Raw genomic sequence first — 21,241 nt, 5'->3', positions numbered from 1 at the left:
AATGTTTCCAGTGTGACAATATGTTTCCCGCAGGAAACTTTCTGTCTATATTATATGCTGTATCCCACCGAAAGTGAATCCCCAGTATTTGAAAACTTCCGCGAGGTGTGTATCCATTGACGCTGTTCTCAGGGGAGATATCGCTGTTTTGGGGGAGCGGTACCTGTATTCCAAGGCGTGTAACAGTTCAAGAATCGAAGGCAGGTTCTGCTATAATGCGGTTAGAAAGGAAGGGTGATCGATGAACCAGGATTTTGACGCGTACCTACATAACCATCGTGCAGAACATCTCGACGAATTAACCACTCTGCTTCGTTTTCCAAGTATCAGCACACTCTCTGAACACGCCGTTGACGTTGTTCGCTGCGCAGAGCACTTGGCCGAATTGGCACGAACCATCGGATTCGAGAACATACAGCTGCTCCAAACCGCAAGGCACCCTGTGCTTTACGCAGATTGGCTGCATGCAGAAGGTAAACCTACCGTGCTGGTGTATGGTCACTACGACGTGCAGCCTGTCGATCCGTTGCACCTTTGGGAAACGCCTCCGTTCGAACCAACCATTCGCGACGGCAAAATCTATGCGCGCGGGGCCAGTGACGACAAAGGGCAAGTCTTTATGCATCTGAAGTCCTTTGAGGCCCTCATGAAAACCACAGGCAGCTTGCCTGTAAACGTGAAATTATGTATTGAAGGCGAAGAGGAGATTGGGAGTCCCAACTTGCCTTCAGTGCTCAATGATCACAAAGACTTGTTTGCAGCCGACGTACTGGTTATCTCTGACACCACTATACTCGGACCGAACCGACCCTCGGTATGCTATGGGCTGCGCGGTCTGGCCGCGCTGCAAGTTGACCTGTACGGTGCCAAGGGTGACCTGCACTCGGGGCTATACGGTGGTTCGATCCAGAACCCGCTGCATGCGATGGTGGAATTGCTGGCATCTTTGCATGACAAGTCCGGAGTCATTCAGGTAAAGGGATTTTACGATGATGTGGAAGCCATTTCACAGGAGGAACAGGACGCATTTGCCAAACTCGCACCAGACGACGCGAAGCTGGCGGACAGTCTAGGTCTTCCAGAGTTGTTCGGAGAAGCCGGGTACACCACTCTTGAACGCCAATGGGTTCGCCCGACACTGGAACTGAACGGGGTGTACGGAGGCTTTCAAGGGGAAGGGACAAAGACCGTCATCCCAAACTCCGCGCACGCAAAAATCACGTGCCGTCTCGTCCCAAATCAAGATCCAGTCGATATCCAGCGCAAGATTCAACAACACCTGAAAGACAATGCACCTTTGGGTATTCGTGTTGAAGTGACACTCCAAGATACCGGGAAACCGTATGTCACACCGTTTGATCACCCAACGATTCAGCTCGCGTCCAAAGCGTACGCCAAGGCGTACGGAACTGCTGCCGCTTTCACGCGCATGGGAGGGTCCATCCCAATTGTGGAAGCCTTCGCCGGCGTGCTGGATATCCCTGTTGTTTTAATGGGATTTGGCCTCGACACCGAAAACTTCCATGCACCAAATGAACACTTTACGCTTGATAACTTTGACAAAGGGCTGCGCGCACTATGCTATTATTGGCTCGGCTTGGAAGAAGCCTTGCAAAGCGGGCAGGCCGCCAAATCAGAATAAGTACCCTTCAGTCCACAGCAACTGAATAGTCCACAGCAACTGAAAAGCCGTCCAGAGACCATCAGTCCCTGGGCGGCTTTGTACTTCCGAATCGGATTTTCTTACCTTCGGCTGTTCCTCCGTTAAGTTATCGACGGTCGACTCGATAACGGCGTCAAATCATTAGCGCTCAAACTGACGCGTAATTTCCTCTTCCACATACGGGTTCAAAATCCGCAGGTGCGTGCCCTTCATGCCAAGTGAGCGGCTTTCAATGGTGCCTGCACTCTCCAGCTTCCGAATGCTGTTGACAATGACGGAACGTGTCACGCCGTGGTCATCTGCAATCTGGCTGCTGACGACAATGCCATCTGCGGACTCTCCGACAGCATCCATCAGGTACTTCGCTGCCTGAAGCTCCGAGAAGCTGAGCGACTCCACTGCGAGATGAGCGAGTGCACGCTGGCGAGATTCTTCTTCTTTGCGTTGTTGTCTGGCATGTACGACTTCCAGTGCGACGATGGTAGCACTGTATTCTGCCAGTACCAGGTCTTCATCCTCAAACGGGTTTGAGGAACGTGCAAAAACGAGCGTACCTTGGCGTTCACGCGATGCAATCACAGGTGCAACGCTGATGTACTTGGAGCGGAAAGACTCGTTTTCCTCCGGTGAAAACACATAAAATGGTGTTTTATCATCGAGATTTGAAACGGTCTGTTCAATTCTCAGGAGATTTTTGTTGAAGTCGCCAGGGAAGCGTTGCTCCTTGGTCATGATGTTCAACCATTCTTCGGTCAGGGCGTGTTCATGCACTGCGTAACCGAGAATCTTTCCTTTACGGCCGACGATGTAGACATTACAGGACATAACTCGACTCAGGAACTCAGCGACGTCATGAAAATCGACCTGATTATTTGAGCTCCGCAGGATTTGTCCCAATTCTTGGACTTTGTCGAGAAGTTTCACGTTAGCATTCTCCTAACACACACGATTTAACCGTTTGAGAGTCTCTGGACCGAAACTCCAACAGTTACTCTACCACATAACATTCTGATTACTACACCTTAATTTTAAACATTTCGTAACAACTTCACACATCATTTCGAGAAAAAATGACAAAAAACATCGTTCATCCGACAATTTTCGCGTCAACCATCGGCTTTTCCAGTCGGATGAGCGAAGCGAGTCCGTCCAGTGCCTCAGACGTATCGACGCGCACCACACCAGAAGAATGCACCGCTTGTTCCATCGCTGCAGCGTTGTTTCGACGGTATCTGGCCGCTGCAGTAGCGAAGGACAACAGACTGTCGCGTTCGAAGTCATACAACTTGTTTTGAGCGCAGTAAGTTTGCGCGGACCAAGGATTGAGCTTAGAAGACGGTTCGAGCAGAACAACCTGTCCACCCGGCTTGCAAACCCGAAGGAGTTCACCCACAAGCGGTGACGGATCGTCGTACATAAAGAGCAGGTGAAGGCACGTCACAATGTCAAAGCGGTCGGCCGGAAACGGAAGCTGCTGGATTCGCCCCGGGACAATAGCCGCATTGTCCACACCGTAATCAGACACATTTCTGCTTGCCCGGTTCACCATTTCTTCGGATACGTCGACGCCTGTCACAAACCCTGCCCGCTGTGCCAGCAAAATCACAAAATGCCCAGCGCCGCACCCAACGTCCAACACGTCGTGCCTCGGATGGATGCCAATCCAGTGGACAAGCGTCCGCTGCAGACTTTGCTGCCAATCCGTCTGCCCGACCCGATCGAAAAAATCGACCGCATTGTTGACCATTGACTTCTGCCCCCTCAAAGCCGCCAGAGCTACTCATACCTGTCCTCCGGAGCTCATAGATATATCAGTAGAGCCTGTACACTCCCCGGGCCCACGCCAAACAGACACAGAGCAGAGGAGGTGTGTGATGAACAATACAATCGAAATGTTCCTTCTCGTGCTCAGTGCGTCCTTCGTGTTTACAGCGCTCCTCAGCCGAATCCCGCTTCTCCGGTTGCCTACCGCTGTCGGTTATCTGTTGTTTGGCGTGCTGTTACACATGGGTGTGATCCATCTTGGCGACGAAGAGATGCGGTGGCTGACGGAACTCGGTGATTTCGGCCTATTGTTCCTGATGTTCTTGTCAGGCCTTGAGGTCGACGTGTCCGTACTCCGGCCGGACTCCTGGCGCGGGGCGTCTTTCAATCCCCTAACCGTCGCCAGCATGGCTTTTCTCGTCACACTGCTCTTGTCCTATGCCATCTCATTGGTCGTCGCCTTCTTGGCCCCCGGTCACGTCAACCCTTGGATGCTGACCCTGCTGTTTTCTACTACATCTCTAGGCATCATTTTGCCAATCCTTGAGGAAACGGATGTCCTTCATACAGAGTTTGGACAAGTTCTCTTGCTTTACGCACTGCTTGCAGACCTGTGCACGATGCTGCTGATTACTCTATTCATCAGCGCCAGGACTTCAGGGACACTGCTAGACTTTATCACAGCCCTGTTCCTGATACCAATCGCAATGGCTACTTACCCGGTTCTCCGCCTTATCCGCAGATTTCCATTTCTCCGAAATTTCGCAGGAGACGTGCAAAACCGCATGCGCGCGGTAGTGGCACTCTTAGCCGCCTTCTGCGCCATTGCGGAATTTAGTGGTTCAGAACCGATACTCGGGAGCTTTTTGGTTGGAATCCTGGTTGCTGCAATCCCCTTTGCATACAAGGAGCGATTACGCGAATACAGTCATGGTATCGGCTACGGATTTCTGATCCCGGTGTTCTTCATCTCCGTAGGCCTCAATTTTGACACTGCAGTCCTGCGACAACCCAGTTCGCTCATCTGGGTGCCGCTATTGCTCGTCATTGCGTTTGTCGTTAAACTCGTCCCGTCCTTCTTATTCAAAAGGTACTTTGGGAGGAACAACGCCTTAGCCGGCGGATTTCTGTTGTCCGCTCGTCTGAGCTTGATTGTCGCTGCTGCAGACATCGGGGTTCGAATTGGTGCCTTGCCAGAATTCCTGTCAGAAGCCATCATCATTGTTGCAGTCGCGACGTGCCTCGTGGCACCAATCCTGTTTGTCACACTGCACAGATCCACAGCCTAGTCGAAGTCACACTACACCGGACGCAGCCTAGCGGGATTCGCTGTTACCCTCATCAATTCTATCGAGGACTGTCGTGTATCCATCGGATCCGTAATGCAGGCACCGCTTGACCCTGCTGATGGTCGCAGTGCTGGCACCAGTTTCTGCCTCAATCTGGTGATAAGTGTAGCCCTTTCGTAACATTCGCGCAACTTCCAGACGCTGTGCGAGCGATTTGATTTCGCCAATGGTGCACAAGTCATCAAAGAAGCAGTAAGCTTCGTCAACACTCTCGAGCGCAAGAACAGCCTGAAATAGGCGTTCTACTGACTCATCACGCAGTTTGTCGAGCGGCATAAGCTCACCGGTCCTTATCTCTGAAATGAGGACAACGTCCACACTGCATCCTACCACCCAAGTTACTTCAATTCCAGCATCAATCGTTCGGGGTCCTCAATCAACCGCTTCATGTGGTTCAGAAAACGAACAGCAGTTGCACCGTCAATCACTCGGTGGTCAAAGGACAGGGATAAGGTGAGGACGTCTCGAATCACGACCTCCTCGTTAATTGCAACAGGCTTCCGCTGAATCTGATGGACTGCCAGAATTGCGACCTCTGGAAAGTTGATGATGGGCGTTGCAAACAGGCTGCCAAGCGGTCCCATGTTCGTCAGAGAGAATGTGCTCCCCCGAAGGTCCTCCGCTGTGAGCGTCCGACTGCGAGCTCCGGAAGACAATCGATAGATTTCTTCGCCAATCTCCTGGATGGTTAATCGGTCTGCGTGACGAAGTACGGGAACAAACAACCCATCTTTGGTATCGACGGCAATTCCCATGTGGTAATCGGGCAACAGTTCTATCTCCTGTGCTTCTTCGTTCAGACGGGCATTGAAGTACGGAAAAGCCTTCAGCGCAGATACAGTGGCCTTGACGAGAAACGGCATATAGCTGACCCGTTGGCCCTCTGCCTCGAGTGCCTGGTTCCACCTCGTACGCAGTCGCACCAGCTCCGTCGCGTCGCATTCATCAAAGGCGGTGACATGCGGAACCGTAAACGCAGACCGCTTCACTTGCTCAGCCGTAGCACGCCGAACGCCGCGGAACGGGATCCGAGTCGGTGTGCGTGTTGGCTCATCGTACTGACGACTCTTCGGCAATATGGGCTTCTTGACGGAGTCGTCATCCTGGTCTGTCGGCTCCTGCATCCGCTGCTGTCGCTGGCGCTCCTTTTCTGCCTGTCTAACCGCCGTCCACAAGAGTGATCCGGTGCCTTCTTCCGTATCCAGTGTTCGCCGCCGGACAATTCTGCCGTCTTCACGTTGGATGACAACCTTCGTTGCATCGTCGATGTCTTGTTTAAGGATTCGCCCATCGGGGCCGGTTCCCTGAACATGTACCAAGTCTACGCCTTTTTCTCTGGCGTAGTGACGCACGCCAGGAGTCGCTTTCGGCCGATGATTCGGTTTTTGCGCCTCATCTGCAGGAGATAAGTCAGGACTCATCTCAGAGGTTGGGTGTCCCGCTCTCGTTTGACCAGCTCGCTGAGCTGAGCCTTCGAGGAAGCCATCTCTCTGCATGCCTTGTGCGCTTCCACTGTTACCACGACTCTGGCGCGTGGTCTCAATCGTTACCACGACTTCGCCGACACGGACAATCGCTCCGGGGGTTGCTCGAATCTCTCCAATAAATCCCGATGATGGAGCAGGAAGTTCGACCAGCGCCTTGTCTGTCTGGACCTCCACGATGGGCTCCAATTCCGAGACGCGTTCCCCTTCCTGAACCAGCCATCTAACAATTTCCGCTTCATGTATGCCTTCGCCGACATCAGGCAGGCGAAACTCCACCGTTGCCACTCGGGTACCCTCCCAATCAGAAATCCAAAACTTTATCAATTCCACGCTGTATGCGTGCGTGAGTCGGAGCATGCAGGTCTTCCAGTTGAAACAGTGGGACCGGAACATTTAAGCCGCCCACCCGCGTCACGGGTGCTTCCAATTGAAGCACACACTCTTCACTGATCCGCGCCGCAAGTTCGGCGCCAAGCCCCAAGTTTAACACAGCCTCGTGGACGATGACGGCTCGGCCCGTCTTGTTGACAGAAGCGAAAACGGTCTCCTCATCCCATGGAGCCAGCGTTCTCAGGTCAATGACCTCGACCTCAATGCCGCGGGTCGCTTCGACCTTCGCTGTGGCATCCAAGACATCACGCACCATTGCACCCCAAGTGATGACTGTGACGTCACGTCCCGGTTTCACAATCTGTGCCGATCCGATGGGAACGATATACGGTTCCTCAGGGACGCTCTGGCGGAACGACCTGTAAATGTGCATCGGCTCGAGGAAGATCACCGGATCGTCAGACTGGACGGCAGAGAGGAGCAACCCCTTCGCATCATACGGGTTTGACGGGGTCACAACAGTTAAGCCCGGCGTATGTGCAAAGAATGTCTCCGTCGACTCGGAGTGCAGTTCCGGTGCCCGAATGCGTCCCCCATATGGAACTCGGATGACCATCGGAGCAGTGAATCGGCTGCGTGAACGCATCCGTAAACGCGCCACGTGTGAGACAATCTGTTCGAAACCTGGATAGATAAACCCCATAAATTGAATCTCCGGAATGGGTTTCATCCCTCCAGCCGCCAAACCAACCGATGTACCAATAATACCAGCCTCTGCAAGTGGTGTGTCGACCACGCGCTGTTCACCAAATCGGGCCTGCAGTCCTTCCGTGGCGCGAAACACGCCCCCATTTTTACCGATGTCCTCGCCGAGCAGAATCACTCGGTCATCACTCTGTAAGGCGGTCCGCAACGCATCGTTCACCGCTTGAACAAGCGTCATCTCTGTCATTGTGCGTCCCCCTTAGTCTGCTCGTGCGAGAGCTCCGTCAGAAATTCAGCCTTCGCCCGTTCAAGGTGGCTCGGCAGTTTGGCATAAACGTGGTCGAACAGCTCAAGTGGATTGACGGGGCCGAGAGACTCCATCTTTGCCAAGGCTGCCTGAATCGTTTCATGAATCCATTCCTGCAGCTCAGCCTCTTTAGCATCATCCCACAACCTGTAGCGATTGAGGTCTTGACGGAGTGTTTCAACGGGATCCCGTTCGCGCCACGATTCTGCCTCGCTCAGCGGACGGTATTTTGTTGGATCATCCGAAGTAGTATGCGGCCCGTAGCGGTAGGTCAAGGCCTCAATCAAAGTGGGCCCCTCACCTCTGGAGGCGCGGACCACAGCATCACGAACTGCACGGTACACGGCAACCGCATCCCAACCTGGAATCCGTACCCCTGTGACTCCGTAAGCTGCAGCCTTTTCCGCAATCGTTTCCGTTGCAGTTTGGCGGGACAACGGAACACTGATGGCGTACTGGTTGTTTTGGCAAAAGAAGACCACCGGAAGCTTGAACACCGCTGCGAAGTTCATGGCTTCATGAAAGTCGCCTTCTGAACTGGCCCCGTCCCCGAAAAAGGCGAGACTCACCTCATCTCTCCCCTGTAACTTTGCCGCCCAAGCAAGACCGGCTGCATGTGGAAGCTGTGTGGCAATCGGCACTGCAAGCGGAAACACATGGACGTCTTGTGGAATCACTGCACCTTCAGGCCGTCCATTCCAGTACATGAGGATGTGCTCCATGGGCATGCCATGCACCATCATCGCTCCGTAATCGCGGTATGTGGGCACAACGTAGTCAGCTTTGCGCAGAGCCAGTGTGCTGGCCACCTGGCAAGCCTCCTGGCCTTCAAGAGGCGGATAGGTACCGATGCGCCCCGCCCGCTGCAGCCGAACGGAACGCCTGTCAAACTCGCGCAGCAGTGCCATCTGTCGATAGATTTCAATCAGCAGTTCGTCCTGAACGTCTTCTGGCTTTTCGATTGTCGCAGGGATATCAAAGGGCCCGAGTGATTGAGTTTCCTTTGCAGTATCTACGCCTGTTTGTGTCGTTATGACTGCATCTGCAAAGTGCGGCGACTCGTCATGCACCGTTTCCTCACGCTCCCTGTCGAACTGAACCTCGAATTTGCTTGACCTCGGCAATCAGCTTCAAGCGGTCCTCGACAAGCTGATTCGCCGCCAGACTGGTCGGTATATCCCGTTCTTTGGCGATTTGATAAACCTGCAGCAAAATGTCGTAAATCGACGTTGTCTTTGCAATCACCCGGTCGTGATTCGCCCCGAGCAGTTCGTCCGCGACCTGAATCAATCCCCCTGCATTGACCAGATAGTCAGGCGCGTACAAGATGCCCAGATCCTTCAGCATTCTTCCGTGTTTTTCTTCATCGAGCAGTTGGTTGTTTGCCGAACCGACAATCGCCTTCGATTTCAACTTCGGTATGGTGTGGTCATTTAAGACAGCGCCGAGTGCGCACGGAATAAACATGTCACACTGAACTTCAAAAATCGTTTCGGGGCGCACAATTGCCGCCTCCGGTGCGATTTCAATCACCTGTTCAATGTTGGATGGCACGACATCGGTGACAACCAGAATGGCACCCTCGTCTGCGAGCGACTTGACCACTTTGGAGCCGACTTTACCGAGTCCCTGAACGGCGAAAATTTTCCCTTTCAGATTGGTGTTGCCCCACAACTCCATCGCGCTTGCCCGAATGCCCTGCATGACACCGTGGGCCGTAGGAACGGAAGAATCCCCGCTGCCGCCGTATTCAACCGGGACACCCACAATGTAAGGGGTTTCACGCTTCGCTTGCACAAAATCATTGGGGTACGTTCCGACGTCTGTCCCCGTATAGAACCGTCCACCAAGACCGTCGACAAATCGACCAAGCGCACGAAACAGCTCCGGTGTCTTATCCGTTGCCGGGTCTCCCCAAATGACGCATTTGCCGCCCCCGTTATCGACGTCGGCAATCGCACACTTGTACGTCATTCCGCGAGATAGGCGAAGTACATCAAACAGCATTTCTTCTTCGTTTTCATAGGGCCTCATTCGGCAACCGCCGAGTGCAGGACCGGCTGTAGTGTCGTGGATAGCGATAATAGATTTAAGTCCTGTCGCCCGATTCTGGCAGAAGATCACCTGTTCATGTCCGTACTTTGCCATCTCGTCGAAAATCCCCATTGCAAAGACCTCCTTGTTGTTTGTCACAGCACTTCCCAGACTTTACATTGCAACCCCCGCGACACGCGGTAACGAGGGTCACTGGTTTCTGCCAACACGCTCTGCAGGGTATACCAAACGCTCACTGCACCGATGGCCTCGGTCCATTCTACCGGTCCAAACGGATAGTTCGTGCCCAGTTTCATCCCGAGATCGACGTCTGCGGCTCCCGCGGTTCCTTCATGCATGACCTCGTACGCCTCGTTTAAAATCATCAACAAAATGCGCATTGAAATACCGCCAGGTCCATCTTGAACCTCCATCGGATGATACCCCAGAGCCGCAAGCACCCCAGTTGCGAGTTCACTGACAGCCACATCGCTTTGTCTGACCAAATCCCCCGAAGCCTTGAGGCATCTCGTCGGCAGTGCCTGAACTGGGCAGCTCCACTCTGCTGCACCCTCGTTTGGCAAGACAATAGAGTATCCTCGCAAACGTTCCGGATGCAAAAGCCAGCTTGCCTGTTGACTCGCAGACGGACCCGCAAGGGATGACAGAATGACTGTGTCTTTTGCTACAGCATCCTCGATAGCCGCGAGCAGCTCACGGTGAAATTCCTCGGAGCCTGCAGTACTCACAAGCACGACCTCAGGTTGTTTCTCAACCAAATAGCTACGAATTGCGGCCAGGCGTTCCACCGCCTCATCCGGTGTTGCAGAACGCGGCGGGTGATCGAATACGATACCGCTGTCACTCGTATGATACGTTGTTTGAATTTTCTCCTGCAAACGTATCGCGAGTAAGGTATCGCCGATCACAACAGGGGCCGCAATCTGGTTCCACAATCCACGCCCCAATCGTTCCTGTGCATCCCTTTCGAGTTCGGCTGCTGCCGGTTCGCCCGTTAACTTCCTGTTTGAACTCGACTTAATCATCGTCCCGTCCGCCTGGTAGCTGTAAAACCCTCTCCCCGTTTTCCGCCCCAAATGACCGGACAGAACCTTCTTCTCCTGCAACAGATGCGGACGAAAGCGCACCTCTTGATGATAAGCGTGATAAACAGACTGTGTAACATCAAAGTTGACGTCGATGCCAATCAAGTCCATCAAAGCGAATGGGCCCATCCTAAAGCCTGCAACGCGCTCCACCAATTCATCTACCAAATGGATATCTGCTGCGCCCTCACCAACGATTTTCAGGGACTCTCCATAAAAGTTTCGTGCGATCCGGTTGACGACGAATCCCGGTGTATCCTTGCAGACAATCACCTGTTTCCCGAGTGTCCCGGCAAACTGAGCAGTCTGTTCGAGGACATCTTGTGCTGTATCCTCGCCAATGACAATCTCAACGAGCTTCATGACAGGAGCCGGGTTGAAGAAATGAAGTCCAATCACCCGTTCGGGCCGAGCTAGTTTGGCGGCTAACACCGTGATCGAAATCGACGATGTATTGGTTGCCAAAATAGCATCAGCAGGGCACGTTTGGTCAATTTGTCCAAGTACCTTGCGCTTCAAGTCCAGGTTCTCGGGAACTGCCTCGATGACCAGCTTGGCCTCGTCAAGGGCCGGCGACATCGCGGTTGCAATGTGCAAACGCTCCATGCAAGCCATGGACTCCTGTTTCGACATCCGCCCCTTCGTGACGAAACGCAGAAGATGCTTTTCGATGTACGCCTTCGCCCGCTCCAATACCTGCTCTTGAACATCGCAGAGACTGACGCTGTAACCAGCCGTGAGTGCAACGAGGGCAATCCCTGCCCCCATCGTCCCAGCACCGACAACGCCAACGCGGGTACTGTTGTTCTGTTCCATGAGAAGCCTCCGTTTTGCCTCTGTTATTCGCCGCGGAAGTTCGGCTGCCGTTTCTCACTGAACGCCAACACGCCTTCACGGAAATCACTGCTGCGCCCGGCAATGGCCTGTAATTGCGCCTCACGTTCCAAGGCTTCCGGCAAAGACGCATCAAAATTCTGGACAATCGCCTCTTTGGTCAGACGATAGGCAAGCGTAGGACCGACTGCCAACCGCTCTGCAAATTCCAGTGTCTTTATCAGGAGTTCCTCAGTTTCAAATACGCGATTGACAATCCCCATCTGATGAGCTTCTTCTGCGGAAAAGACATCACCTGTCCAAGCTAACTCGAGTGCCTTGCCGAGTCCAACGAGACGAGGCAGGGTGTAACTCGTTCCAGAATCCGGAGCAAGTCCAATCTTGCTGAACGCCATTGTAAACTTCGCATTCTTCGAGGCAAACCGAATGTCACACGCAAGTGCAAACCCCATCCCTGCGCCAGCACAGGCACCGTTCACGGCTGCAATGACAGGAACACGCATGTTCTGCATTTTCGAAACCAGAACGTTGTATCTCTCACGAACGGAATCAGATAGACTCAACGTCTCGTCGACCGCAACTCTATCCGACAGGTCCTGACCCGCACAAAATCCGCGCCCGGCACCGGTCAACACGACGACTCTCACATTCGCATCGCTGTCAGCCCGTTTAAACGCGGCATACAGCTCCTCACCTAAAGTCTGGTTGATAGCATTGATAACATTGGGACGATTCAATGTAATTAAGGCAACTCCATTGTTTACTTCGTAGAGTACGGTTTCAAACGTCATTCTGATTTCGCCTCCGTCGTTTCCACAAATTCTTCTGAATCTATCTCAGAAAAAAACACCTTTACGTGAGTACCGGCCATGTCTGCTGCATCCCTTCCGCTGTCACGCCCGTCCTTAGACCGAAGCGCCAAAAGCAGTTGCTCCCGGTCTGAGAAGACCATATCTGTCATCAGGAACGGATCGGCCGGCTCACCGGTCATGGTGTAGAGCTTGCACACGTCGACGCGAATCAGTCCGGGCAAACGCCGCACAATCGGTAAATGTGTATTTTCATAGTGTTCCAGGAATGCGTCTACGTCTGTCGGGCGTTCAAAGAGCGCAGTCATCTTTACCACTGCATCCGTCTCCTCCCCTCACAATGAATGCGGTTACAGAACATCATCTCAACCTATTCTACCTAAACTTCGAGCAAATGGGGACAAAAAGAAAGGGAACCTGCTATCGGTGCAATGATTCTAACACCTGCAGGATATGGCGAACTTCATCAATCTTTGCTTCAAGCTTAATCTGGTTGTCTCCTTCAGCATTCTCCAGCATTTCTTCTAAGGTACGCAGGCGCCGTTGCAGGCTGCGGTCAAATTGCCGGATGGCGTCACGATAGCCAACTTCTTCTCCTGTCATTCCCATACCGTTGTCCTCCCCAAACAGGCTTGGCAGATTCAGCAGCTCGTCAATGTTAGTATACTATGAACGTGCGTCAGAGACACGACACCGACCAGAGTCATCCAATAAATGAAGGCTGACTTCTAATGAAGGCTGACTTCATGTACAGGTTGCAAAGGGAGTGAGTTGATGAGGATGGTGAAACTGATTTCTATGACAGAGGAGATTGCGTGGCAACTGTGGGAAAACGGGCAGAGAGACCGTGATTGGCCAAACGCGTGCGCATCTGAAGAAGGCTTTGCCGCCTTTCTGAATGAGTGGCGTGCGGCCGCAGTCATGGGCTTCGGGGAGATGTTGGCCGTCAGTACGGGAACGACCCATTCTTCCGGAGATCATCTGATATGCGGGTTCGTCACCTTTCATGTGCTCGATCCGATGTGGTCCACCCCAGACCACATCGTTGTTGAATGTGGTACGTACCTGGTGCCAGAAGTGCGCGGGCAAGGATGGAACCGGCCGGTAAAAGCCGCATCCCTGTCGCATGCATCGGTCCACTTTTGTGCGGATGTTGTGGTCTATGCGGTGCCCGAGGATAACGTCCGAGCTGTTCACTCTTTGGCTCGGATAATTGGTGAACCGGGGGCACGATGGGGTGGTTCGGATGCTGCAGCAAACGAGTTTGAGCGGGCTCTGAAGCGTTGGCTGCGTTATCGCACATGGAAAGAAGGGAAGCCCTTCCGACTCTTTGTGATCCCGCTAAAATCCACTGAAACCAGTCACCTGTTGAATCCAGATGGTAATCACGGCCATTTTGTTCGTGAACAACAGCACCCCCATGAGGACTAACAGCCAACCTCCGACCTTAGCAATGACCTCTGTATACTTGAGCACCGGACGCAGTGAGGACAGGGTCACAGCGAGGACCAGAAACGGAATAGAAAAACCTATCGCATAGGCAATCATATACCATTTACCCACATCAGGATGTGCGATGACCATCGTTAAAACGGCAGCTAAAATAGGTCCGATACACGGTGTCCAACCTGCACCGAAGGCGACGCCGACCAGGACTGAACCGAGGTAACCCAGCGGTTTTACCGCAGGAAGGTGCATCCGGCGCTCTTGCATCAGCCAACCACTTTTCAGTACGCCTGCCATGAACAGACCGAGCACAATGACCAGCGCACCGCCGACGAGACGCACTTCACCGCGATATTCCCGCAGCACGGTCCCCAGCGCAGTGGCGCCAAACCCCAGGGTAACAAATAAAAATGAGAGGCCCACGCAAAACCAAAGGGCATGCACGAAAGCCCTCCGACGAGCACCCTGCTGATGCACGTTGTTCCCACCAGTGAGCGATACACCAGATATGTAACCGATATAGGACGGAAACAGAGGCAGCGTACAAGGCGAAATAAACGACAACAACCCGGCCCCAAAAGCAAGCCAGAGAGAAATATGTGCACCCACAGAGTCACCCCCTATGTTTGATCTTAACACGAACAAGCCGCGGGTGCATGATGAATCCCGCGGCTTATTCTTCACTATTCAGACAGGCCCACGGAGCCGTCCAACATCTAGTTGATGTCCGCAACCTTCACAAGTTGTTTGCCAATGTTGTCGCCTCTAAAGAGGCCAAGGAAGGCATCCGGGATATTCTCGAACCCTTCAACAATGGTTTCGCGGTATTGCAGCTTACCTTCTCTCGTCCACGCGCCTAGTTGGGCAAACGCCTCGCTGAAGCTTTTTGCATAATCCGATACGATAAACCCTTTCACGAGCCCGCGGTGAATCACGAGATACGAGAAGTTGCGAGGTCCGACGTCCGGTTTATCCATATTGTAGAGGGCAATCTGACCGCACAGCGGAATCCGTGCATTATCATTCAGATTCGCCATCACGGCATCCGTCACGTCACCGCCAACGTTGTCAAAGTAGACGTCGACGCCATCAGGACAGGCCTCACGAACTGCTCGCCGCAATGATGGAGCGGTCTTGTAGTTGATGCCTGCATCAAAGCCGAGCTCCTCCGTCAAAACGCGGAGCTTTTCATCCGAACCGGCGATGCCGACAACACGACATCCGTGAATCTTGGCAATCTGCCCGACCGCCATCCCTACGGCTCCGGCTGCTCCAGATACAACGACAGTCTCACCCGGTTGCGGCTTTCCGATGTCCAGGAGACCAAAGTACGCGGTTAACCCTGGCATCCCAAGCACACCCAGACTCGTTGTGATAGGAGCCAGATTCGGATCGACTTTATGTACTCCTCTCCCGTTGGAAACCGTGTACCGTGCCCAGTTGAAGGTACCCGAAACGAGATCGCCTGCTGCAAAGGACGGGTTTCGAGATTCCACCACCTGTCCAACTGCTCCGCCGGATATGGGTTGATTCAACTGGAATGGCGGGACGTACGACTTCGCATCATTCATACGGCCTCTCATATACGGATCGACAGAAACGTAAAGCGTCCGTACTAACAGCTCACCATCTTCAAGCGCCGATGTCTCTGACTCTGCTAAGCGAAAGTTCTCTGGCATCGGCATCCCTTGCGGGCGACTCGCCAGGACGTACTCCTGATTTTTCATGAACACCGCTCCCTTCCTGCAAGAACCAAAGCAGCCTGTTAAGACTCAAAGCAGTCGGTAAAGACCCAAGCGCTGTGCGTCAAATGCTTCGTTCTCCCCTGCTTCGGCGATAACTACGAGTTGAGCGTAGCATACAAAAGACGAGAAAGACACCCGCCGACGATGCGGCTGATTTTGGGCTTCGGTACGATGAAATCACCTGCAATCTTACGTCCATGTTCCCTTCACTGCAAACATGCTGCCGGATGGCAAAGTCGTTACCTGCAAGCTATCGTTACCTGAAACTGTCAGGATAGACCTTGATCGCGGGGCTCATGATAACGACTATGAAGCGGATTAGAGACCCACAAGAGACAGGGGGCTGTTTGCATGCCGAGCCCAATCTGGGCAGCTATTGTGGTTCTATCCTTCGCCCAATGGCTTGGGTTACTGGTCGTGGCTGTATCCGGATCGAAAAAACCAGCAGAGACCCTGACTTGGGTCATGATTTGTCTTGTCGTTCCGCTTCTCGGCGTTCCACTCTACTTCATCCTCACTGCCCGCGTACCAAAGCGTCTTCACCTGCCGTGGGAACACTCATCTCATCAATTTTCAGGCGTCGAGAATTCATCAGAGCACGATCACGGGGTCGAGCTCCGGCAAAGAAACGCATGGAAGATGGAAGCCGGTCTCATGGGACAACTCGATATCTACCAAGCGGAAAGTCAGCAGATGCATGAGAGTCTGCATATGCATACCAAGCGCGGCTCACAGACACGCAGAGTGATTCAATTTGCCATTCACCACTTTTCGTCACGCTGTATTCAGGCTGAGATACAGACGTTTCACGCCGGCGACAAGTTTTATCAAGCCATGCTGCAGGACATCAATCGGGCAAGCTACTCCATCGATGTCGAGTTTTATATTTTTCGGGACGATGAGGTTGGACGTGCCATTGTGCAGTTGCTTTCAGAACAGGCAAGACGAGGCCTGAAGGTTCGCTTTTTGCGGGACGGCCTTGGCAGCCGCAAGTTTCCACAATCCGTCGTGCAACAGTTACAAGACAGCGGCGTGGAATGCCGTGTCTTTTCTCCCTTGCGTGCGCCCTTCCTGAGTCGACATTTAAACCACCGAGACCACTGCAAAATCGTTATTATCGACGAAAAGGTTGGTTACACCGGGGGAATGAACGTTGGCCGGGAATACGCTGGCCGCGATCCCAAATATGGTCTGTGGCGCGATACGTCTGTGCGTATTGCATCGGAAACCCGGTTGCCGTTATTGGACCTGTTTGAGGCTAACTTTTGCGTTGCTGAGGAAGAATGTGAACATCGCTCGGCTTCCGGTGAGAAAACGCGCAAAGGTGAGGACTTCAAAACGGCAGGGAGCGCGTCAGTGCCATCCGACATGAGCATGTCTTCATGGGCAGAAGAAGACAACAAAATCCTGACAAAAGGCAAGACGAACAACGCACGCACTTTGCGCGGCGAGGTTCAGTTTGTACAAAGTGGCCCTGACACGAAGCAAAACCTTCGACAACTATACTTCCTTTGCCTGACACAAGCGAAACATCAAGTCGAGATTATCACACCGTACTTTCTCCCAGAATCCGATCTCATCATGGCCCTCACAACGGCGGTTTCACGCGGCGTAAAAGTACGCCTGTTGCTGCCGGAGCAGGTCGATCACAGGATCATTGGGATGGCTTGTCAGACCTATTTTCCAGCCTTGCTTGACGCGGGAGTTGAGATATACCTGTACCGTCCTGGCGTGTTGCACGCAAAGGTCATGACTGTGGACTGCGATGTGGCGATTGTTGGGGCTGCCAACTACGACCTAAGGAGCTTTCGACTGAATTATGAGGTCTGCCTCGTTCAGTACGGGAGTGCCGTGACACACCATCTTCGTCAACAGTTTGAACACGACCTGGTTGCCTCCCGGCGACTGCTTGAAAATGAACTGCGTACTTCGCCAATCGCTAAGTTGAAGCATAGGACGGCTCGTCTTGCTGCACCGCTTTGTTAAACGTGAATATCATTCAGAGATTAAAATATCCCCATTGGCGAAGCGGGCAAGTTCTGTATAATGGTGAGAAGACGAATGACACGATGTCGACTGCGACGAATCGGAATTCGCTCGTACGCTCGTTTGAATATCGGTCATTCCAATGAAGAGTGGGGGGATGGCAACGATGCCGCAGTCAGCCCGCATCAGCCAGCGACTTTCGCCATATGAGACATTTGACAGGGCTGCCTGGGGCAAGTTGCGCTTGGCAACACCGCTGCCACTTACGCTGGCAGAACTCGAGGAATTGAAGGGTCTCAACGTAGAGATATCGCTTGAGGAAGTCGAGGTAATTTACCTGCCTCTCTCCCGACTGCTCAATCTCTATGTAGGAGCTACCCAAAACCTCTATCAGGCGAAAAAACTGTTTCTCGGCAACCAGAGCGCGAAAGTGCCGTACATCATCGGGATCGCCGGGAGCGTAGCGGTTGGAAAAAGCACGACCGCACGGTTGGTTCGAGCCTTGCTCGCACGCTGGCCGAATCATCCCAAAGTTGAGCTAGTCACGACGGATGGGTTTCTCTATCCAAACCGGGTTCTCGAAGATCGGGGCATACTCGGACGCAAGGGCTTCCCGGAGAGCTACAACGTCCGGAAGCTGTTACAGTTTTTACGTGACGTCAAATCAGGTGTACCAGAGGTCACCGTACCGGTGTACTCGCACCTTGAGTACGATATACTCCCAGATGAAGTTCAGGTTGTTCACCAACCTGATATCCTGATTGTTGAAGGATTGAATGTATTACAAACGCAGTCCGGGGATTCACGTGCCCAATTGTTCGTCTCTGACTTCTTTGATTTCTCAATCTACGTTGACGCTGCTGAGAGTCACATCCGTCAATGGTACATCGACAGGTTTGAAGCCCTTCGGAAAACTGCATTTCAGAACCCAACATCATATTTTCACCGTTATAAAGACCTGAGCCCGACGGAGGCTTATGAGGTAGCCTTGGGCATCTGGACGAGCATTAATGGTGTTAATTTACATCACAACATCGCCCCAACCAAGTACCGGGCCGACCTCATCCTGTCGAAGGGCCAAGACCATGCCGTGCAAGAGGTACATCTTCGAAAACTGTGACAACATGTGTCTCTCAAGACATGAGAAAACTCAGCTAGAACAGCAAACCCAGCCAAAACAGACGGCTCTGAATTCAAAAAGCCCAGCGGTGATAAACTGCTGGGCTTGTCTGTTTGCAGGGTGTCAGCTTGGCTTCTTTTTCGTCTCCGGGACGTATATGCGTTGTCCGGTTTCCTCGTTATACCACACGACCATACGGACGCCTGTTGTCGGATCTATCGTTACTTCTTCGGTACGCTGAAACCCAGGCGGGATAGAGTCAATCTCTCTGCCTCTGCGATGCCTGTAGCGATTCGTGGCTTGGAACGCAATGACGATTATCAACACTCCAACCAGCAGGTCCAACAGAAAATAGGCACCTATGACCTTCACGCCGAAACCTTTCTCAAGACGACGGCAGTGCCATAGGCCACAATCTCTGACATCGTCTGTCCAATTTCGCTGGAGTCAAACCGCATCATAACAATTCCGTTTGCCCCCATTGCATGGGCATTTTTCACCAATCTGTCCACGGCACTTTTGCGGGCATCTTCGAGCAACTCTGTGTACTCCTTAATCTCTCCGCCGACGATGCTGCGCAGCCCCGCAACAAGATTTCCGCCAATGCCGCGGCTGCGGACAACGACACCAAACACTTGTCCGAGCACCTCCGTGACCTCATAACCTGGGACGCCTTCCGTAGTGACAACTAACATCGGTTTCACCTTCCTCTCGTTAGTTCTACTTTTCCATTGTGCCGAATTCGCGTGAGGTTGACCAGCTGTTCCGGAAAGAAATTGACTACCGAGAACATATTCGTCGTGGTATGCTAGGCCCGAATCATGCAAATTGCGGGGGGCCTGCAAATGGACATGTGTATTTTTGGCGGTAGTGGTCTGATTGGTCAATCCCTTGCGGCGGCTGTTGAAAAATCAGGTCACCACGCGTGGGTGATGTCCAGAAATTCCGGCCCGGTCGAGTATGGGACTGTGCATACATACTCTCTCGGCACCCTTCGCAAAGATATTGAAGCACTCCCCGTCACAGGGCCTTACGCGATTGTCAATCTTGCTGGTGAATCTATCTCCGGTGGACGCTGGACTCAAAATCGACGCAGGAGCATTCGTCAAAGTCGGATTGAACTGACGCGTGCGCTCTCTGGTGCTATCGCGTCTCTCGACCGTATGCCTGAGGTGTTTGTCAGCGGATCGGCGGTTGGATACTACGGTTCTTCGGAAACTGCAACATTTGTTGAAGATAGTGCTCCCGGAACCGGTTTTCTCCCCGAAGTAACCATGGGCTGGGAGCAGGCTGCAGAGAACGCTGCCAAGCAGACGCGCGTCGTGCTGCTTCGAACGGGGGTTGTCCTAAGCCTTCACGGTGGCGCCCTGCCGCCGATGGTCACACCCTACCGTCTGTTTGCAGGCGGTCGAGTCGGATCCGGGCGGCAGTGGGTATCTTGGATCCACATCGCTGACGTGGTCGGTATCATTCAATTTTGCATCGCAAACAGGCAAATTTCCGGTCCTGTCAACGTCACCGCTCCGAACCCTGTGAGAATGGATGAGTTCGGGCGCTTGATAGGCGCTGTGCTGCATCGCCCTCATTGGTTCCCGGTTCCTGCCTTGATGATGCGGCTGCTGTTTGGCAGCATGTCCGAGATTATCCTCGAGGGCCAGCGAGTCTTGCCTGAGGTCGTACAGCATTCAGGCTACGAGTTTCAGTTTCAGGATCCACAAGTGGCTCTTGCGGACTTATTGCGGGGGGTCTGAGAACAGCACCAGGTCCTGGGCCGCGAAACAGGTTCATCTTATCTGTTACTGACTAGAAAGCGCCTGTGTCCAGGCACCAAGTGTATGCTCCCCAGCCATCGTGAGGACGGCGCCTTGGCCTGGAAAAGCCATTGTCGGGAACCCTTCGGGAACGAGGTTCTGAGAGTTGTTGCCGAGGTAGTAATACTGTTTGACGTTCGTCAAGTGAAAGTACTGATCCTCCTGCTGTGTGATCTTCACAGCTTCGGCAAGGCTTGTCCCTTGTGCAAAGCCCATGCTGACCAGCACGGGAAACTGTTTGAGCTTACTCCGATTGTGATGCAACAGAACAAGCGTGCGTTGGCAATGCGGGCACCAGTAGGCTTCAAACAAAATCGGTATCTGACTCGCGTTCAGGACCACCTTCGTTCCGTCAGCCGTGTACACCGTGACATTATCGTAGACGTTGGCTTGACCTTGCGTCGGATCGAACTTTGGATCCGGTGTAGCCGGCTCCTCTTTCAACCGATTGGCAAACGGCGGGTTCGGGTTCTGCCCCTTTGAAGTCGCTGTGCCGTTCCTGACTGCTGTCCCGTTTGACGTGACCGCCCCGCAACCTGCAACTCCAACAATCGCCATCAGCCCGACAGCGGCCACCGCCGCGTATCGTCTCCGCTGCTGCTTCCAAGGCCGGTTGAAACCCGAATCCCCTGTAGTTCCCAGTGCTTTTTTTATCTTCCGCATGTCCCCGTCATCCCTCTTTCATTTCACACCATCGTCCGGTCTTGCATCTGCCAGCATCTATCATAAATATTCAATAACACGA

At 53.1% G+C, this 21,241-nt stretch carries 22 protein-coding genes; 6 read left to right on the top strand and 16 right to left on the bottom strand.

The window, feature by feature from the left end; genetic code table 11:
• The first annotated feature begins 241 nt into the window (after positions 1-241).
• Positions 242-1,642 (top strand): dipeptidase, encoded by a 1,401-nt coding sequence (locus AN477_RS19240; protein ID WP_054970800.1) that lies wholly within the window; start codon positions 242-244, stop codon positions 1,640-1,642.
• A gap of 162 nt (positions 1,643-1,804) precedes the next feature.
• Here the strand turns inward: AN477_RS19240 and codY are convergent, their stop codons facing one another.
• Both codY and AN477_RS19230 read right to left on the bottom strand, forming a co-directional pair.
• Positions 1,805-2,587, bottom strand: coding sequence for a GTP-sensing pleiotropic transcriptional regulator CodY (codY, locus tag AN477_RS19235; protein ID WP_054970799.1), 783 nt, complete (start codon positions 2,585-2,587; stop codon positions 1,805-1,807).
• 163 nt (positions 2,588-2,750) lie between these two features.
• Entirely contained in the window at positions 2,751-3,410 is a 660-nt protein-coding gene (locus tag AN477_RS19230; RefSeq protein WP_054970798.1) for a class I SAM-dependent methyltransferase, read from the bottom strand.
• Positions 3,411-3,537: 127 nt separating this feature from the next.
• On the opposite strand from AN477_RS19230, the gene AN477_RS19225 reads away from it, so the two are divergent.
• The gene (locus AN477_RS19225; protein WP_054970797.1) at positions 3,538-4,716 is read left to right on the top strand and encodes a cation:proton antiporter; all 1,179 of its coding nucleotides are present in this window, start codon (positions 3,538-3,540) and stop codon (positions 4,714-4,716) included.
• Positions 4,717-4,743: 27 nt separating this feature from the next.
• Here the strand turns inward: AN477_RS19225 and AN477_RS19220 are convergent, their stop codons facing one another.
• From AN477_RS19220 to AN477_RS19180, 9 genes are all read right to left on the bottom strand, one after another.
• On the bottom strand, positions 4,744-5,052 hold the full coding sequence (locus AN477_RS19220) for a YerC/YecD family TrpR-related protein (protein WP_054970825.1): 309 nt from the start codon (positions 5,050-5,052) through the stop codon (positions 4,744-4,746).
• Positions 5,053-5,114: 62 nt separating this feature from the next.
• Complete coding sequence (locus tag AN477_RS19215; protein ID WP_054970796.1) at positions 5,115-6,548, bottom strand: dihydrolipoamide acetyltransferase family protein; 1,434 nt, start codon at positions 6,546-6,548, stop codon at positions 5,115-5,117.
• Positions 6,549-6,564: 16 nt separating this feature from the next.
• A complete protein-coding gene (locus AN477_RS19210) occupies positions 6,565-7,545 on the bottom strand; it encodes an alpha-ketoacid dehydrogenase subunit beta (RefSeq protein ID WP_054970795.1) in 981 nt (326 codons plus the stop codon).
• The gene (gene pdhA, locus AN477_RS19205; RefSeq protein ID WP_245631898.1) at positions 7,542-8,675 is read right to left on the bottom strand and encodes a pyruvate dehydrogenase (acetyl-transferring) E1 component subunit alpha; all 1,134 of its coding nucleotides are present in this window, start codon (positions 8,673-8,675) and stop codon (positions 7,542-7,544) included. The genes AN477_RS19210 and pdhA overlap by 4 nt, the downstream gene beginning before the upstream one ends.
• Before the next feature lie 7 nt (positions 8,676-8,682).
• The gene (locus tag AN477_RS19200; protein WP_054970794.1) at positions 8,683-9,771 is read right to left on the bottom strand and encodes a Glu/Leu/Phe/Val family dehydrogenase; all 1,089 of its coding nucleotides are present in this window, start codon (positions 9,769-9,771) and stop codon (positions 8,683-8,685) included.
• Positions 9,772-9,794: 23 nt separating this feature from the next.
• Positions 9,795-11,561 carry a 3-hydroxyacyl-CoA dehydrogenase NAD-binding domain-containing protein gene (locus tag AN477_RS23965; protein WP_083486480.1) on the bottom strand — a complete coding sequence of 589 codons (1,767 nt, stop codon included), beginning with the start codon at positions 11,559-11,561 and terminating at the stop codon, positions 9,795-9,797.
• Positions 11,562-11,584: 23 nt separating this feature from the next.
• Positions 11,585-12,370 carry an enoyl-CoA hydratase-related protein gene (locus AN477_RS19190; protein ID WP_054970793.1) on the bottom strand — a complete coding sequence of 262 codons (786 nt, stop codon included), beginning with the start codon at positions 12,368-12,370 and terminating at the stop codon, positions 11,585-11,587.
• Positions 12,367-12,696 carry an EthD family reductase gene (locus tag AN477_RS19185; protein ID WP_245631900.1) on the bottom strand — a complete coding sequence of 110 codons (330 nt, stop codon included), beginning with the start codon at positions 12,694-12,696 and terminating at the stop codon, positions 12,367-12,369. The genes AN477_RS19190 and AN477_RS19185 overlap by 4 nt, the downstream gene beginning before the upstream one ends.
• A gap of 112 nt (positions 12,697-12,808) precedes the next feature.
• On the bottom strand, positions 12,809-12,997 hold the full coding sequence (locus AN477_RS19180; protein WP_054970791.1) for a hypothetical protein: 189 nt from the start codon (positions 12,995-12,997) through the stop codon (positions 12,809-12,811).
• Positions 12,998-13,162: 165 nt separating this feature from the next.
• On the opposite strand from AN477_RS19180, the gene AN477_RS24750 reads away from it, so the two are divergent.
• Positions 13,163-13,819 (top strand): GNAT family N-acetyltransferase, encoded by a 657-nt coding sequence (locus tag AN477_RS24750; RefSeq protein ID WP_157062069.1) that lies wholly within the window; start codon positions 13,163-13,165, stop codon positions 13,817-13,819.
• Here the strand turns inward: AN477_RS24750 and AN477_RS19175 are convergent.
• Together AN477_RS19175 and AN477_RS19170 are read right to left on the bottom strand one after the other, a co-directional pair.
• Positions 13,730-14,443 (bottom strand): cytochrome c biogenesis CcdA family protein, encoded by a 714-nt coding sequence (locus AN477_RS19175; RefSeq protein WP_054970790.1) that lies wholly within the window; start codon positions 14,441-14,443, stop codon positions 13,730-13,732. The genes AN477_RS24750 and AN477_RS19175 overlap by 90 nt on opposite strands.
• A gap of 107 nt (positions 14,444-14,550) precedes the next feature.
• Positions 14,551-15,561, bottom strand: a complete 1,011-nt coding sequence (locus AN477_RS19170; protein WP_054970823.1) for an NADP-dependent oxidoreductase — start codon at positions 15,559-15,561, stop codon at positions 14,551-14,553.
• A gap of 369 nt (positions 15,562-15,930) precedes the next feature.
• Here AN477_RS19170 and AN477_RS19165 point away from each other — a divergent pair, with 369 nt between their 5' ends.
• Positions 15,931-17,565, top strand: coding sequence for a phospholipase D-like domain-containing protein (locus AN477_RS19165; RefSeq protein ID WP_054970789.1), 1,635 nt, complete (start codon positions 15,931-15,933; stop codon positions 17,563-17,565).
• A gap of 166 nt (positions 17,566-17,731) precedes the next feature.
• Positions 17,732-18,685 (top strand): type I pantothenate kinase, encoded by a 954-nt coding sequence (coaA, locus tag AN477_RS19160; protein WP_054970788.1) that lies wholly within the window; start codon positions 17,732-17,734, stop codon positions 18,683-18,685.
• 123 nt (positions 18,686-18,808) lie between these two features.
• Here coaA and AN477_RS19155 read toward each other — a convergent pair whose 3' ends face one another.
• On the bottom strand, positions 18,809-19,057 hold the full coding sequence (locus AN477_RS19155; protein WP_054970787.1) for a hypothetical protein: 249 nt from the start codon (positions 19,055-19,057) through the stop codon (positions 18,809-18,811).
• On the bottom strand, positions 19,054-19,380 hold the full coding sequence (locus AN477_RS19150; protein WP_054970786.1) for a YbjQ family protein: 327 nt from the start codon (positions 19,378-19,380) through the stop codon (positions 19,054-19,056). The genes AN477_RS19155 and AN477_RS19150 overlap by 4 nt, the downstream gene beginning before the upstream one ends.
• 150 nt (positions 19,381-19,530) lie before the next feature.
• Here AN477_RS19150 and AN477_RS19145 point away from each other — a divergent pair, with 150 nt between their 5' ends.
• On the top strand, positions 19,531-20,436 hold the full coding sequence (locus AN477_RS19145) for a TIGR01777 family oxidoreductase (protein WP_054970785.1): 906 nt from the start codon (positions 19,531-19,533) through the stop codon (positions 20,434-20,436).
• Between the two features lie 45 nt (positions 20,437-20,481).
• Here the strand turns inward: AN477_RS19145 and AN477_RS19140 are convergent, their stop codons facing one another.
• The gene (locus AN477_RS19140; RefSeq protein WP_054970784.1) at positions 20,482-21,159 is read right to left on the bottom strand and encodes a hypothetical protein; all 678 of its coding nucleotides are present in this window, start codon (positions 21,157-21,159) and stop codon (positions 20,482-20,484) included.
• Positions 21,160-21,241 lie beyond the last annotated feature (82 nt).

The organism is Paenalicyclobacillus ferrooxydans, assembly GCF_001399675.1.
Lineage (GTDB): Bacteria > Bacillota > Bacilli > Alicyclobacillales > Alicyclobacillaceae > Alicyclobacillus_B > Alicyclobacillus_B ferrooxydans.
This window is presented reverse-complemented; position numbering and strand designations above follow the sequence as displayed.

Excerpts from the sequence above, each read along its gene's own strand:
- AN477_RS19210 (WP_054970795.1), bottom strand. The coding sequence starts at position 7,545 with ATGACAGAGATGACGCTTGTTCAAGCGGTGAACGATGCGTTGCGGACC.
- AN477_RS19150 (WP_054970786.1), bottom strand. The coding sequence starts at position 19,380 with ATGTTAGTTGTCACTACGGAAGGCGTCCCAGGTTATGAGGTCACGGAG.
- AN477_RS19140 (WP_054970784.1), bottom strand. The coding sequence starts at position 21,159 with ATGCGGAAGATAAAAAAAGCACTGGGAACTACAGGGGATTCGGGTTTC.
- AN477_RS19165 (WP_054970789.1), top strand. The coding sequence starts at position 15,931 with ATGCCGAGCCCAATCTGGGCAGCTATTGTGGTTCTATCCTTCGCCCAA.
- AN477_RS19220 (WP_054970825.1), bottom strand. The coding sequence starts at position 5,052 with ATGCCGCTCGACAAACTGCGTGATGAGTCAGTAGAACGCCTATTTCAG.
- AN477_RS19170 (WP_054970823.1), bottom strand. The coding sequence starts at position 15,561 with ATGAAAAATCAGGAGTACGTCCTGGCGAGTCGCCCGCAAGGGATGCCG.
- coaA (WP_054970788.1), top strand. The coding sequence starts at position 17,732 with ATGCCGCAGTCAGCCCGCATCAGCCAGCGACTTTCGCCATATGAGACA.
- AN477_RS19145 (WP_054970785.1), top strand. The coding sequence starts at position 19,531 with ATGGACATGTGTATTTTTGGCGGTAGTGGTCTGATTGGTCAATCCCTT.
- AN477_RS19240 (WP_054970800.1), top strand. The coding sequence starts at position 242 with ATGAACCAGGATTTTGACGCGTACCTACATAACCATCGTGCAGAACAT.
- AN477_RS23965 (WP_083486480.1), bottom strand. The coding sequence starts at position 11,561 with ATGGAACAGAACAACAGTACCCGCGTTGGCGTTGTCGGTGCTGGGACG.
- AN477_RS19225 (WP_054970797.1), top strand. The coding sequence starts at position 3,538 with ATGAACAATACAATCGAAATGTTCCTTCTCGTGCTCAGTGCGTCCTTC.
- AN477_RS19230 (WP_054970798.1), bottom strand. The coding sequence starts at position 3,410 with ATGGTCAACAATGCGGTCGATTTTTTCGATCGGGTCGGGCAGACGGAT.
- AN477_RS19180 (WP_054970791.1), bottom strand. The coding sequence starts at position 12,997 with ATGGGAATGACAGGAGAAGAAGTTGGCTATCGTGACGCCATCCGGCAA.
- AN477_RS24750 (WP_157062069.1), top strand. The coding sequence starts at position 13,163 with ATGAGGATGGTGAAACTGATTTCTATGACAGAGGAGATTGCGTGGCAA.
- AN477_RS19190 (WP_054970793.1), bottom strand. The coding sequence starts at position 12,370 with ATGACGTTTGAAACCGTACTCTACGAAGTAAACAATGGAGTTGCCTTA.
- AN477_RS19185 (WP_245631900.1), bottom strand. The coding sequence starts at position 12,696 with ATGACTGCGCTCTTTGAACGCCCGACAGACGTAGACGCATTCCTGGAA.
- AN477_RS19200 (WP_054970794.1), bottom strand. The coding sequence starts at position 9,771 with ATGGGGATTTTCGACGAGATGGCAAAGTACGGACATGAACAGGTGATC.